At 74.5% G+C, this 15105-nt stretch carries 6 protein-coding genes; all 6 read left to right on the top strand.

Features of this window, described 5'->3' with window-relative positions; genetic code table 11:
* Positions 1-40: 40 nt before the first annotated feature.
* Positions 41-9289: an amino acid adenylation domain-containing protein gene (locus ABD126_RS26905; protein ID WP_343936729.1), complete on the top strand. Its 9249-nt coding sequence runs from the start codon at positions 41-43 to the stop codon at positions 9287-9289.
* A 37-nt stretch (positions 9290-9326) separates the two neighbouring features.
* Positions 9327-10367, top strand: coding sequence for a class I SAM-dependent methyltransferase (locus ABD126_RS26910; protein WP_343936730.1), 1041 nt, complete (start codon positions 9327-9329; stop codon positions 10365-10367).
* 19 nt (positions 10368-10386) lie between these two features.
* On the top strand, positions 10387-11580 hold the full coding sequence (locus ABD126_RS26915) for a cytochrome P450 (RefSeq protein ID WP_343936731.1): 1194 nt from the start codon (positions 10387-10389) through the stop codon (positions 11578-11580).
* Positions 11577-12656: a branched-chain amino acid aminotransferase gene (locus ABD126_RS26920; protein ID WP_343936732.1), complete on the top strand. Its 1080-nt coding sequence runs from the start codon at positions 11577-11579 to the stop codon at positions 12654-12656. Before ABD126_RS26915 ends, ABD126_RS26920 begins: the two co-directional genes overlap by 4 nt.
* A gap of 107 nt (positions 12657-12763) precedes the next feature.
* Entirely contained in the window at positions 12764-13948 is a 1185-nt protein-coding gene (locus ABD126_RS26925; protein ID WP_343936733.1) for a cytochrome P450, read from the top strand.
* Between the two features lie 11 nt (positions 13949-13959).
* Positions 13960-15084 carry an acyltransferase family protein gene (locus ABD126_RS26930; protein ID WP_343936734.1) on the top strand — a complete coding sequence of 375 codons (1125 nt, stop codon included), beginning with the start codon at positions 13960-13962 and terminating at the stop codon, positions 15082-15084.
* Positions 15085-15105 lie beyond the last annotated feature (21 nt).

Below are 15105 nucleotides of genomic sequence, written 5' to 3' on the forward strand. Positions count from 1 at the left end.
CCTGCGCGCACCACCCCGGACACCCGCAGGAGGGTTCACCGTGACCCGGCAGTCGAGTCCCCGACCGATCCCGACCCCGCTGTCGCCCGCGCAGGCCCGGTTGTGGTTCCTGCACCGCCTGGAGGGCGCGTCGGCGACCTACAACCTGCCGCTGGCGCTGCGGCTGCGCGGCCCGCTGGACGTGGCCGCGCTCGCCGGGGCGATCCGGGACGTCGTGGGCAGGCACGAGAGCCTGCGCACGGTGTACGGCGAGGACGACGGCGGCACCGCCGTGCAACGGGTGCTGCCGGTGGACGAGGTGCGCCTGCGGGTACCGGTCCTCGACGTCGACGCGACGGACGTGCCCGACGCCGTGCACGCCGCCGTCGTCGAGGGCTTCGACCTGTCCGGTGACATCCCGCTGCGCGCCTCGGTGCTGCGCATCGGGCCTGAGGAGCACGTGTTGGCGATGGTGGTGCACCACATCGCCGCGGACGGCGCGTCGATGGCCCCGCTGGCCCGCGACCTGGGCGCCGCCTACGCCGCCCGCCGAGCCGGCCGCGCCCCGGACTGGCCGCCACTGCCCGTCCAGTACCGGGACTACGCGCTGTGGCAGCGGGAACTGCTCGGCGACGAGGACGACCCGACGAGCCCGCTGTCGGTGCAGGGGCGCTACTGGCGCGACGAACTCGCCGGCGTGCCCCAGCCGCTGCCGCTGCCCCTGGACCGGCCGCGCCCGCCGGTGGCGGGCGACGCGGGCGACGTCGTCGAGCGCACCCTGCCCGCCGCCGTGCTCACCGCTGTCACCGACCTGGCCCGCGCGCACGGGGCCACCCCCGCGATGGTGTTCCAGGCGGTGGTGGCCGTGCTGCTGCACCGGCTGGGCGCGGGCGACGACGTGGTGATCGGGTCGCCGATCGCGGGCCGCACCGACGAGGCGCTGACCGACCTCGTCGGGTTCTTCGCCAACACGTGGGTGCTGCGCGTCGACCTGTCCGACGACCCGGACTTCGCCGAACTGCTGGGACGGGTGCGGCGCAAGGCGCTGGCCGCCTACGACCACCAGGACGTGCCGTTCGAGCGGCTGGTGGAGCTGCTGCGCCCGGACCGCAGCACCGCGCACCACCCGCTGTTCCAGGTGCTCACGGCGTGGCAGAACACCCCGCTGCCGGACCTGGCGCTGCCCGGGCTGACCGTGTCGGTGGAACCCGCTCCCACCCGCACCGCCAAGTTCGACCTGTTCTTCAACCTGCGGCCCGCGCTCGACGGCGACGGCCTGGTGGTGGGCGTCGAGTACGCGACCGACCTGTTCGACCGGGCCACGGCCGAGGCGATCGCCACCCGGTTCGAGCGCGTGCTGCGGGCCGTGCTCGACCGGCCGCGGCAGCGGGTCGGCGCGGTGGACGTGCTCGACGACCGGGAGCGCGACCTGTTGCGGCACGGCTTCAACCGCACCGCCGCGCCCGTGCCCGCCGAACCGCTGACCCGGTGGATCGCCCGCCGGGCCGCCACGCGACCGGACGCGCCGGCCGTGCGGTTCGACGGCGTCGACCTGGGCTACGCCGACCTGGAGTCGCGCGCGAACCGGTTGGCGCACCGGCTCCTGGCCGCCGGCGTCGGACCCGAGGCGCGGGTCGCGGTGGCCCTGCCGCGCTCGGCCGACCTGGTCGTGGCCCTGCTCGCGGTGCTCAAGGCGGGCGGCGCCTACGTGCCGCTGGACCCGGACCAGCCGCCGGCGCGGGCCGAACGGATCCTCGCCGACTGCCGACCGCTGCTGACCCTGCGCGACGCCGACGCGCCCGGCGACTGGCCGGACACCCCGCCGGAGGTCCCCCAACCGCCGGAGTCGGCGGCCTACGTCGTCTACACCTCCGGTTCCACCGGCGTGCCCAAGGGCGTGGTGGTCACCCGGCACGCGTTGCTGAACTTCCTGCACGCCATGGCGGAGCGGTTCGCGCTGACGCCGGCGGACCGGTTGCTCGCGGTCACCACGACGGCCTTCGACATCGCCGCGCTGGAGCTGTTCCTGCCGTTGACGGCGGGTGCGTGCGTGGTCGTCGCGCCGCGCGCGGTGGGCGCCCGCCCCGGCGACCTGCTCGACCTGCTCGACCGCGAGGCGATCACCGTCCTGCAGGGCACGCCGTCGCTGTGGCAGGCGCTGCTGGCCGAGGACCCGCGCGCGCTGCCGGTGCGGGCGCTGGTCGGCGGTGAGCCGCTGGGCGCGGCCCTGGCGGCGGAGCTGGCCACCCGGACGGCGGGCGCGACCAACCTCTACGGCCCCACCGAGACCACGGTCTGGTCCACCGCCGCCCCCGTGACCGGCGCGGGCGCACCGCCGATCGGCCGGCCGATCGCGAACACCCGGGTGCACGTGCTGGACCGGCGCCTCGCCCCCGTGCCGGTGGGCGTGACCGGCGAGCTGCACATCGCGGGCGACGGCTTGGCGCGCGGCTACCTCGGCCGGCCCGGACTGACCGCGACCCGGTTCGTGGCCGACCCGTTCGGGCCGCCCGGGTCGCGGTTGTACGCCACCGGTGACCTGGTCCGCTGGGACGCCGGGGGCCGGCTGCACCACCTGGGCCGGGTGGACGACCAGGTGAAGCTGCGCGGCTACCGGGTCGAGCCGGGCGAGGTGGAGCACGTGCTGGCGGGTCACCCCGGCGTGGCGCGGGCCGTGGTGACCGCGCGCGGCGCGGGCGAGGAGCGGCGGCTGGTCGCGCACGTGGTGCCGCGCCCGGACCGCACCGCCGACGCGGCCCTGGACCAGGTCCGGGCCTGGCGCGAGGTCTACGACCAGGCCTACGCCGAACCGGCCGCCGACGACCCGGCGGAGGACTTCGGCATCTGGAAGTCCGGCTACACCGGCGAGCCGATCCCGCGCACCGACATGCGGGCCTGGCGGGACGCGGCCGTGGAGCGGGTCACCTGCCACCGGCCGCGCCGGGTGCTGGAGGTCGGCGTGGGCACCGGGCTGGTGCTGCACGGCCTGCTCGACGCGGTCGGCGAGATCTGGGGCACCGACTTCTCCGCCACCGCCCTGGACCGGTTGCGCGCCGACCTGGTCCGCACCGGCCGTGCGGACCGCGTCCGGTTGCGCTGCCAGGCGGCCGACGACGTGACCGGCTTGCCTCCCGGACACTTCGACACCGTCGTGCTCAACTCCGTCGTCCAGTACTTCCCCAACGAGGACTACCTCGACGCCGTGCTCACCGGGCTGTGGCCGTTGCTCGCGCCGGGCGGGCGGCTGGTCGTCGGCGACGTGCGCCGGTACGCCTCCCTGCGCCTGCTGCACACCTCGATCCGACACGCCCGCGACCGGCGGGCCCGCCCGGCGGCGGTCGCGGCGGCGGTCGACCGGGCCGTGCTGCTGGAGAAGGAACTCCTGGTCGACCCCGGCTGGTTCACCGGTTGGGGCGACCGGCACGGCGCCGGCGCGGTCGACGTGCGGCTCAAGGCCGGGCCGGGCCACAACGAACTGACCGCCCACCGCTACGAGGTGGCGCTGCACCGGGAACCCGCGCCCGCCGCACCGGTGCACGACCTGCCCGTCCACCGCTGGACCGACGGCGTCGACGGAGTGGCCGCGATCCTCGCCGCGGCGCAGGCGGGCCCGGTGCGCGTCGAGGGCATCCCGGACGCCCGCCTGGCCCGCGACGCCGACGCGACCCGCGCCGTGTTCGGCACGCCCGTCCCCGGCCCGCGGGTGGACCCGCACGTGCTGCGCGCCGAGGCGGCCCGACACGGCCTGGACCTGGTGGCGGTGCCCGCGCCGGACCCGCTGCGGTTCGACGCCGTGCTGTTCCCCGGCCCGCCGCGGCCGGAACGGGTGGTCGCGGGCGCGGTCCGGACCCGACCCGGCCCGGTGGTGAACGACCCGGCCGCCGCGCGCGGCATCGAGGCGCTGGTGGCCGACCTGCGCCGGTACGCCCGCGAGCACCTGCCCGACTACATGGTGCCCGCCGCCGTGGTCGCGGTCGCCGCGCTGCCCACCACGCCCAACGGCAAGCTGGACCGGGCCGCCCTGCCCGAACCCGCCCTGCCCGCCGCGCCCGGCCGCAGGCCGCCCCGCGACCGGCACGAGGAACTGCTGTGCGACCTGTTCGCGAAGGTCCTGGGCCTGGACGGGCAGGCGGGTCCGGACGACGACTTCTTCGACATCGGCGGGCACTCGCTGCTGGCGGGCAAGCTGGTCACCAGGATCCAGGCCGAGACCGGCGTGTGGCTGCCGCTGCGCGCCGTGTTCGAGTCGCCCACGCCCGCCGGGCTGGCCGCCGCGCTGGGCACCGGCACCCGCCGCCCGCCGCTGCGCCCCCGGACGCGCCCGGACGACCTGGTGCCGGCCTCGGCCGCGCAGGCCCGGCTGTGGTTCCTGCACCGGCTGGAGGGCCCGTCGGCGACCTACAACTGGCCACTGGGGCTCCGGTTGACCGGCGAGGTCGACCCGGAGGCGCTGCGGGCCGCGCTGCACGACGTGGTCACCCGGCACGAGGCGCTGCGCACCGTGTTCGTCGAAGTGGACGGCGAGCCGCGGCAGCGGGTGCTGGACCCGGCGGGCTGCCGCGTCCCGTTCGAGGTGCGCCCGATGTCCGAGGCGCGGCTGCCGGCGGCGCTGCGGGAGGTGGCGCGCGGCCCGTTCGACCTGGCCCGGGACCTGCCGCTGCGGGCCGTGCTGTTCCGGCTGGACCCGCGCACCTGCGTGCTGCTGGTGGTGCTGCACCACATCGCGGGCGACGGCTGGTCGCTGGCACCCCTGGCCCGCGACCTGGTCACCGCCTACGAGGCGCGGCTCGGCGGCGCCGCGCCGGGCTGGTCGCCGCTGCCGGTCCAGTACGCGGACTACGCGATGTGGCAACGGGACCTGCTCGGCGACCCGGACGACGGGACCAGCGCCCACCGCACCCAGCTGGACTACTGGGCCCGGCAGCTGGACCGGCTGCCCGAGACCACCACCCTGCCCACCGACCGGCCGCGCCCGGCCGTGGCGTCCAACGCGGGGGAGCTGCTGGCGTTCGGGTTCGACGCCGACCTGGGCCGCCGCGTGGCGGCCCTGGCACAGGCGTGCGGCGCGACGGTGGCGATGGTGCTCCAGGCGTCGCTGGCGGCCCTGTTCACCCGGCTGGGCGCCGGCACCGACATCGCCATCGGGTCGCCGATCGCGGGCCGCACCGACGCGGCGCTCGACGACCTGGTGGGGTTCTTCGTCAACACCTGGGTGCTGCGCACCGACACCTCCGGCGACCCGGGCTTCACCGAGCTGGTGCGGCGGGTGCGCGAGGCGAGCCTGGCCGCCTACGACCACCAGGACCTGCCGTTCGACCGCTTGGTGGAGGAGCTGAACCCGGTCCGCTCCGGCTCGGCGAACCCGCTGTTCCAGGTGGCGCTGGCGGTGCAGAACAACGCCGAGCCCGATTTCGAGCTGCCCGGCCTGCGGGTGGCCTACGAACCGGTCGACCAGGGCACCTCCCGGTTCGACCTGTCGCTGAGCCTGTCCGAGCGGGCCGACGGTGGCATCCGGGGTTTCGCCGAGTACGCCACCGACCTGTTCGACCGTGCCACCATCACCGCCCACCTGGGCCACTGGCGGCGGCTGCTGGCCGCGTTCGTCGCCGACCCGGCCGCCCCGATCTCCGCGCCGGACCTGCTGACCGGCCCGGAACGGGACCGCGTGCTGGCGCTGGGCCGGCGCGGGCGCGGCGGGGACCCGCCCGCCACGACCGCCGTCGCCCTGTTCGCGAGCCACGTCCGGCGCGCGCCCGACGCCCCGGCCCTGATCACGGGCGAGCGCACCTGGAGCTACGCCGAACTGGACGCCGAGGCCAACCGGGTCGCCCACGACCTGATCGCCGCCGGCGCCGGACCCGAGCGGCGGGTCGGCGTCATGCTGGAGCGCTCGCCGGAGCTGGTGATCGCCACCCTCGGCGTGCTGAAGGCCGGCGCGGCGTACGTGCCGATCGACCCGGCCTACCCCCGGGAACGGATCGACTTCGTGCTCGCCGACGCCGCGCCGGTGATCCTGCTGGACGCGCGGTGGGCCGGGCGGGACCGCGGCCACCTGCCCGCGCACGACCCGGAGGTGCCGCTGGCACCGGACAACGCCGCCTACGTCATCTACACCTCCGGTTCCACCGGCTCGCCCAAGGGCGCGCTGGCCACCCACCGCAACATCGTCGACCTGGCCGTGGACGCCTGCCTGGGCGACGGCCACCGGCGGGTGCTGCTGCACTCGCCGCACACGTTCGACGCCTCCACCTGGGAGCTGTGGGTGCCGCTGCTGTCCGGCGGCGCGATCGTGCCGGTCCCGCCGGGACGGTTCGCCACCGGCGTGCTCGCCGACACCGTGGTGGCGGGCGGCGTCACCGGGATCTGCATGGCCACCGGCCTGTTCGCGCTGCTGGTCGAGGACCGGCCGGAGGCGCTGGCCGGGGTGGAGGAGCTGTGGGTGGGCGGTGAGGTGCTCCCGCCCGCCGCCGCCCGCCGCGCCCTGACCGCCTGCCCGAACCTGAAGCTGGTCAACGGCTACGGCCCGACGGAGAACACCGCGTTCGCCGCGCGGCACGTCGTGGGCCTGGCCGACCTGGACGGCCCGCCGGTGCCCATCGGCGTGCCCACGCGGGGCAGCGACCTGCTGGTGCTCGACCCCGCGCTGCGCCCGGTGCCGCCCGGGGTGGTGGGCGAGCTGTACACGGCGGGCGCGGGCGTGGTGCGCGGCTACGCCGACCGGCCCGGCCCCACCGCCGACCGGTTCATCGCCAACCCGTACGGCCGGCCGGGGGAGCGGATGTACCGCACCGGCGACCTGGCCCGGTGGGACGCGGCGGGCCGGCTGGAGTTCGTCGCCCGCGCCGACACCCAGGTGAAGGTGCGCGGGTTCCGGGTCGAGCCGGGCGAGGTGGAGGCGGCGCTGCGCCGCCGGCCCGGGGTGGCGCGGGCCGTCGTGCTGCCCTACGTGGACTCGCTGGACGAACGCCAGTTGGTCGCCTACGTGGTGCCCGACCGGCACGAGCCCGGCGCGGCCGACCCGGACCGCCAGCTCACCGAGTGGCAGGAGGTCTACGAGCACGTCTACGACCGGCCGGCCGACCCCGGCCCGCTGGTGGACGACTACACCGGCTGGAACAGCTCCTACACGGGCGCGCCGATCCCGCTGGAGGAGATGACCCGGTGGCGCCAGGCCGCGGTGGACCGCATCACGGCGTACGCGCCGCGCCGGGTGCTGGAGATCGGCGTCGGCTCCGGCCTGCTGCTGCGCCCGCTCGCGCCCGTCGTCGACACCTACTGGGCCACCGACTTCTCCGCCCACGCCGTCGACCGCCTGCGCGACCACATCGACCGCGACGAGGTGCTGCGCGACCGGGTCCGGGTGCGCCGGCAGGCCGCCGACGACCCGACGGGCCTGCCCGCCGGCCACTTCGACACGGTGATCCTGAACTCGGTGGTCATGTACTTCCCGGACACCGACTACCTGGAACGGGTGTTGGACGTCGCGTGGACCGCGCTCGCGCCCGGCGGCCGGCTGGTGGTCGGCGACGTGCGCAACTACGCGACCGTGCGGCGTTTCCACGCCGCCGTGCACCGCGCCCGGCATCCCGACGCCTCGGCCGCCGCCGTGCGCGCCGCCGTCGAGCAGGCCGTGCTGGGGGAGAAGGAACTGCTGCTCGACCCCGCGTTCTTCGACGCGTGGGCACGCGACCGGTCGGCCGCCGTCGACATCCGGCTCAAGCGCGGCGCCGAGCACAACGAGCTGACCCGCCACCGCTACGAGGTCGTGCTGCACCGCGCCCCCGTGGACGCCCGGTCGGTCGGCGACCTGCCGCACGCGGTGTGGGGTGTCGACCTGCGCGACCCGGCCGACCTCGGCCCGCTGCTGGACGCGGTGGGTCCGGTCCGGATCACCGGCCTGCCCAACGCCCGGCTGGCGAGCGAGGCGGGCGAGGCGGGCGCGGTGGACCCCGAGGAGCTGGTCCGACGCTGCACGGCCCTCGGCCGGACCGCGTACTGCACGTGGTCGCCCGACGCGCCCGACCGGTTCGAAGCCGTGGTGCTCGACCGACCCGCCACGGCCCTGGACGGCCTCTACCGGGTGGGCGAGCCGACCGGGCCGACGGCCAACGCGCCCGCCCTGTCCCGGCACGCCGCCGTGCTGCCCTCGGCGGTTCGCGACGGCTTGGCCCGCAGCCTGCCCGAGTTCATGGTGCCCGCCGCCGTCGTGGTGCTGGAGCGCCTGCCGTTGACCGCCAACGGCAAGGTCGACCGGGCCGCCCTGCCCGCGCCCGAGTTCGCGGGCAGCGCCTACCGACCGCCCGCCACCGACGACGAACGGGCCCTGTGCGGGCTGTTCGCGGAGGTGCTCGGCGTGGACCGGGTGGGTGTCGACGACGACTTCTTCGACCGGGGCGGCCACTCGCTGCGCGCGATCCGGCTGATCTACCGCATCCGGGAGCGGCTGGGCGTCGAGGTGCCGATCCGGACCGTGTTCGCCCACCCGACCGTCGCCGGGCTCGCCGGGCAGCTGCCCGCCGGGCACCGGCAACCGGAGTTCGCCGCCGAGGCCGCGATCTCGCTGCCCGCCGCGGTGGACCCGTTCGCCGTGGTGCTGCCGCTGCGCACCGAGGGCGACCGCCCGCCGCTGTGGTGGGTGCACTCCGGCGGCGGCCTGTGCTGGCCCTACCTCGGCTTCGTGCCGCACGTGCCCGCCGGACACCCGATGTACGGGTTGCAGGCCCGCGAGTTCCGCGCCGACGGGCCGCGGCCGGGCACCGTCGAGGAGATGGTCGCCGACTACGCCGATCAAGTGCTGGGCGTCCAGCCCGCCGGGCCGTTCCACGTCCTGGGCTGGTCGCTGGGCGGCACGCTGGCGCACGCGCTGGCCGTCGAGCTCCAGCGGCGCGGCCACGAGATCGGCCTGCTCGGCCTGATCGACTGCGTGCCCGGCGACGTGTTCGCCCGCTACGACGTGCCCGACGAGGCCGGGGTGCGCGCGTTCCTGGCCAACTACATGGGCCACCTCACCGACGTCGACGGCTACCCGCGGTTGCTGGAGACGGCCGCGTCGATCGTCGTCGACCACACGCTCCGGATGCGCCGCTACACGCAACCGGTGTACCGCGGCGACGCGGTGTTCTTCAACGCGCTGCTGGACCCGGAGACCCGCCGGGAGCGCGTGCTCGACGAGCAGTTCGCCGACCTGTGGCGACCGCTGGTGACCGGTGCTCTGCGCCGGTTCGACGTCGCCTGCACGCACCAGGAGATGTACTGGCCGCGCAACGCCGCCGTGATCGGCGCGGCGCTGGACGGTCTGCTCACACCGTGACCACCGCGGCGCCGGAAGCCGCACCAGGAGGAACCGGATGACCTTCGAGGAGACGAGGACCCACCCCACGGTCGACCACGACTTCACCGCCGAGTGCCGGGCGGGTGGCGACGCCCCGGCGCTCGCCGCCGCCGCCGCGCTGCTGGAGATGGGCGACCGGCTCGGCGTCGTCACCGTGATCCAGACCGGCGAACCGTTCACCGTCGCGCAGCTGGCGCAGGCGGCGGACCTGCGTGAAACCGGCGTCGCCGGGTACTGCGAGGCGCTGGAGTCGGCCGCGCTGATCGAACCCGTCGGCACCGACGGCAGCACGTTCCGCGCGGTGCCCGACTTCGACGTGATCCAGCACCAGGCCGGATTCCTGTCGTGGACGATGAACGCCAACCGGCCGTTCGTCGAGAACGCCCGCGACTTCCTCAACGACCCCGACCGGGGCACCGGCATCGACCTGCGCGACGGACGCGAGGTGGCGGTCAGCTCGCAGTGGATGGGCTCCAAGGCGTTCTACCCGGCCGCGTTGAGCGCCCTGGTCGAGGCGAAGCCCGCCGTGGCCGTCGACCTCGGCTCGGGCACCTGCCGGCTGCTGATCGAGATCCTGCTGGCGCTGCCCGACTCGCGCGCGGTCGGCCTGGACCTGGACCACGACTCGTGCGCCGCCGCCCGGCAGGCGGGCGACCGCGCCGGGGTGGGCGGTCGGCTCACCGTGGTCGAGCGACCCATCCAATCCATCGCGACCGACCCGTCGCCGCTGGACGGCGCGGACGTCATCCACGCGGGGTTCGTCTTCCACGACATGTTCCCCGAGGAGGAGGACACCGCGATGGAGGTGTTCACCCGCTGCCGGGAGGCGTTGCGCCCCGGCGGGGTCATGGCGCTCACCGAGGCCGTGCCCTACCTGCGCAACGCGCGGGAACGCCGGTTCAGCGCCGCCGTCACCTACTTCCACCACGAGTTCATGAAGCGCCGCCTCCAGACCGAGGAGGAGTGGCGGGCGCGGCTGCGCGACGCGGGTTTCTCCGCCGTGGAGTCCGTCGAACTGGCCTTCCCGACCGGCCGGCTGTTCCTCGCCCGCAAGTGACACCCCAGGGAGGACCGTGATGACCGACTTCCCCGAGCGATGGGAATTCCACCCGGAGCACTTCTGGCTGCGCGGCCGGCACGCCGAGCAGGTGGTGCGGTTCGACGAGACGGTGGGGCTGTGGAACGTCTACGGCTTCCCCGAGGCGGTGGAGATCTTCACCGACACGAAGCGCTTCTCCTCCGACACCACCCGGCTGGTCCAGGTCGAGGTCGAGGACAACCCGTTCAGCGACGGCAACCTGATGCAGATGGACCCGCCGGCGCACAGCGCCCAGCGCCGCCTGGTCAACAGCGCGTTCAGCCTCAAGACGGTGGCGGCGCTGGAGGACCGCGTCGAGCGGCTGGCGCACGAGCTGCTCGACGCCGTGGAGGGCGACGAACTGGAACTGGTCGCCGACCTGGCCTACCCGCTGCCGGTCATCGTGATCGCCGAACTGCTCGGCGTGCCGGCCGGTGACCGCGACCTGTTCAAGGGCTGGGTCGACAAGATGCTGGAGAGCACCGGCCAGATCTCCCTGGTCGACCGGCAGGAGGAGCAGGGCCGGGAGTTCCAGGAGCAGATCGACCACATCCGACCGCTCTACGAGTACCTGCGCGCGCACACCGTGGAACGCCGCCGCAAGCCGCGCGAGGACCTGCTGTCGCAGCTGGTGCTGGCCGAGATCGACGGCGTGCGGCTCGACGACGCCCAGATCGTCAACTTCGCCAACATCCTGCTGTTCGCCGGCCACCTGACCAGCACCATGCTGTTGGGCAACACGGTGCTGTGCCTGGACACCGTGCCCGGCCTGCGGGACCTGGTGCGCGAGGACCGCGACCGGCTGGTCCCCGCCATCGAGGAGTCGCTGCGGTTCTTCAGCCCGTTCGCGCTGGCCTACCGGGCCACCACCGAGGAGGTCGAGGTCGGCGGGCAGACCATCGGCAAAGACCAGATGGTGCGGGTGTGGATCGCGGCGGCCAACCGCGACGCGCGGCAGTTCCCCGACCCGGACACGTTCGACCTGTCCCGCAACCCCGGCGCGCACATGGCGTTCGGGCGGGGGGTGCACTTCTGCGTCGGCGCGCCGCTGGCCCGGCTGGAGGGCAAGGTGACGCTCAACGTGCTGCTGGACCGCTTCCCGAAGCTGACCATCGCGGAGGACCGGGTGCCGACGTTCTCCCGGTCGGCCGAGATCTGCGGCGTCGACCGGCTGCCGCTGCGCGTGCGGTGACCGCCACGACGAGCTGGGCGCACCTGCCCGGACCGGACCCGCTGCCCGACGCGCGGGTGCGGGAGCGGTCCGCGAACGCCCCTTTCGGCACGGTGTTCACCGAGCACGCGGTGACGCTGAGGTGGACGCCCGAACGGGGCTGGCACGACGGCGCCGTGCGCCCGCACGCGTCGATGACGGTGCCGGCGGCGCTGTCCGGCCTGCACTACGGCCAGGTGGTGTTCGAGGGCTTGAAGGTCTACCGGCAACCCGACGGCGTCCCCGCCGGGTTCCGGGTGGCCGACCACGCCCGCCGGTTCGCCGCTTCGGCGCGCCGGTTGGCGATCCCGGAGCTGCCGGCGGAGTTGTTCGAGTCGGCGATCCGCGCGTTGCTGGCCGTCGACGGCCGCTGGGTTCCCGAGGGCGAGGGCCGCGCGCTGTACCTGCGGCCCACGCTCTACGGCGCGGAGTCGACGCTGGCCCTGCGCCCGGCCCGGGAATACGCGTTCCAGCTGCTGGCGTTCCCCACCGAGGCGTTCTTCGGCCACGCCGTGGAGCCGATCGCGGTGTGGGCTCCCACGCGCTACTCCCGAGCCGCGCCCGGCGGCACCGGCGAGGCCAAGTGCGCGGGCAACTACGCCGCGGGCTTCGCCGCCCAGCGCGAGGCCGTCGAACACGGCTGCCGCCAGGTGCTGTGGCTCGACGCCGCCGAGCACCGCTTCGTCGAGGAGCTGGGCGGCATGAACGTCTTCTGGGTGACCGAGGACGGCACGCTCGGCACCCCGCCGCTGAGCGGGACCCTGCTGCCCGGCATCACCCGCGACTCGATCCTCACCCTCGCCGCCCGCGCGGGCCTGCGGACCGAGCAGCGCGCGATCACCCTGGACGAGCTGTGTTCGCAGGCGACGACCGAGGTGTTCGCCTGCGGCACCGCCGCCGTGGCCACCCCGGTGGGCGCTGTCGTCGGCGCCCACGGCCGGTGGGAGGTCGGCGACGGGCGGGCGGGACCCGTCACGACCGGCCTGCGGGAGGCGTTGACCGCCATCCACCACGGCCGAGCCCCAGACCCCGACAACTGGCTGCTGCGCCTGGCCTGACCGCTGTCCCGTCGCCGGGACACGTCGGGCCCGCCGGTTCACCCCGCGACCCGCGGGTCCGCGTGATCGGCGCAGCGGCCCGCCCCTTCGACCCGAGGAGGATCCGCGTGGCCGAGTTGACGCAGTGGAACCCCGACCCGAGGCACTTCTGGCTCACCGGCAGGCAGCCGGCGGAGCTCGTGGACCGCAACCCCGACACCGGCGTCTGGCGGGTGTACGGGTACCCGGAGTCGGTGAAGGTGCTGGCCGATCCGAAGACGTTCTCCTCCAACACCGGCCGCATGGCCGACATGGAGGTGAAGTTCCTGGAGGGCAACCTCCTGGAGATGGACCCGCCCGACCACGGCAAGCTGCGCAAGGTCGTCAACCACGCCTTCGGGCCCAAGGTGGTCGCCGACCTGGAACCGAGGGTCGTGGCCCTGACGCACGAGTTGCTCGACGCCGTGGCGGGCGAGGACAAGGTCGAGCTGATCCGCGACCTGGCCTACCCGCTGCCGGTGATCGTCATCGCCGAACTGCTGGGGATACCGGCGAGCGACCGCCACCTGTTCAAGCAGTGGGTCGACGAGATGACCGAGCAGGCGCACGAGTTCTCCCACATCGAGTCCGACGAGGAGCAGCAACGGATCCTGAAACACGCCATGGAGCAGATGCAGCACTTCGTCGACTACATGAGCGAGCACGCCGCCCACCGCCGCCGCAAGCCGTCCGACGACCTGTTGGGCACCCTGGTCGAGGCGGAGGTCGACGGTCGGCGGCTCACCGACACCGAGGTGGCCAACTTCGCCAACGTGCTGCTGGTCAACGGCCACATCACCACCACGATGGTGCTCGGCAACGCCGTGCTGTGCCTGGAGGCGCACCCGGACGCGCGCGAGGAGGTCCGCGCCGACCGCACCAAGGTCCCGGCCGCGATCGAGGAATCCATGCGCTACCTGACCCCGTTCCCCGAGATGGGCCGGGTGACCAACGTGGAGGCCACGGTCGCCGGCAAGGTGATCCCCGCCGACCAGATGGTCGCGGTGTGCCTCGGCGCGGCCAACCGCGACCCCCGCCAGTTCCCCCGTCCGGACGTCTTCGACATCGCCCGGGACCCCAACCCGCACCTCACCTTCGGCCGGGGCATCCACTTCTGCGTGGGCGCGCCGCTGGCCCGCCTGGAGAGCCGGGTGGTGCTCAACGTGCTGCTGGACCGCTTCCCGGACCTGCGCGTCGACCCCGACGACCCGCCCGCGTTCCAGGCCGGCCCGTACGTGACCGCGCTGGAGAAGCTCCCCATGACGACGATCTGAGAGGAGGTCCCGTGACCGCCGCCCCGAGTGTCGTCCACCGCCTGCCGTCGTTGACGGGTCTGCGTTTCGCGGCGGCGTTCTTCGTGCTGCTGGGCCACGTGGACGTGTGGGCGCCGTTCCTGCCGACCGCGATGGTGTCGGTGTCGTTCTTCTTCGTGCTCAGCGGTTTCGTGCTGATGTGGTCGGCTCGGCCGACGGACACCACGCGGGCGTTCTGGCGCAGGAGGGCCTGGAAGATCCTGCCCAACCACGTCGTCACCTGGGCGGTGATGTACGCGGTGTTCCTGGTCACCGGCATCTCGGCGGTGCCCGGCGGCCCGCCGCCGGGCGACGGCTGGACCACCAGCCCGGTGATCAGCCTGCTCCTGCTGCACCCGTGGGCGCCGCTGCCCGAGTTCCTGTACAGCGTCAACCCGGTGAGCTGGTCGTTGAGCAGCGAGGTCCTGTTCTACCTGCTGTTCCCGTTCACCATCCCGCTGGTGCGCAGGATCCCGGCGCGCCTGCTGACCTCGGCGGCCCTGGCCATGGTCGCGCTCGTCTTCGCGGTGCCGGTCGTCGCCGGCACGCTCGACGGCCCCGCGCTGCAACCGGGCGTCGTGGAGATGCCGTTGGCGCAGTACTGGTTCACCTACTTCTTCCCGCCCAGCAGGCTCCCCGAGTTCGTGCTGGGCATGGTCCTGGCCAGGTTGGTGCGCAACGGCTTCACCCCGAGGCTGGGCGTGACGATCCCCGCGGTGGCGGCGGTGGTCTGCTTCAACGCCGCCTTCTTCTTGCTGCCACCGCTGTTCGTCTTCGTGGCGGCGAGCATCGTCCCGGTGGCGCTGGTCGTCGTGGCGGCGGCGTCGATGGACCTGCGGGGCGCGCGTTCGGTGTGGCGCACCCCCCTGATGGTCTTCCTGGGCGAGATCTCCTTCGCCCTCTACCTCGTCCACCCGCTGGTCGTCGAGTTGTTCAACGCCTGGGCCGGCTCGGCGATCCGACCGGTGATCGGGACGATCGCCACCGTCGTCCTGGAGATCGTGTTGTGCGTCCTGGCCGCCTGGCTCCTCCACCGCACAGTGGAACGCCCGCTCATGCGCCGCTTCGGCAGCACGCCCAGGATCCGCGATCGAGCCACCGACGACCGCCCCGGGTGACGCACCGCCCGCTGGTCTCGC

This window comes from Saccharothrix mutabilis subsp. mutabilis (assembly GCF_039521145.1).
Classification (GTDB): domain Bacteria; phylum Actinomycetota; class Actinomycetes; order Mycobacteriales; family Pseudonocardiaceae; genus Actinosynnema; species Actinosynnema mutabilis.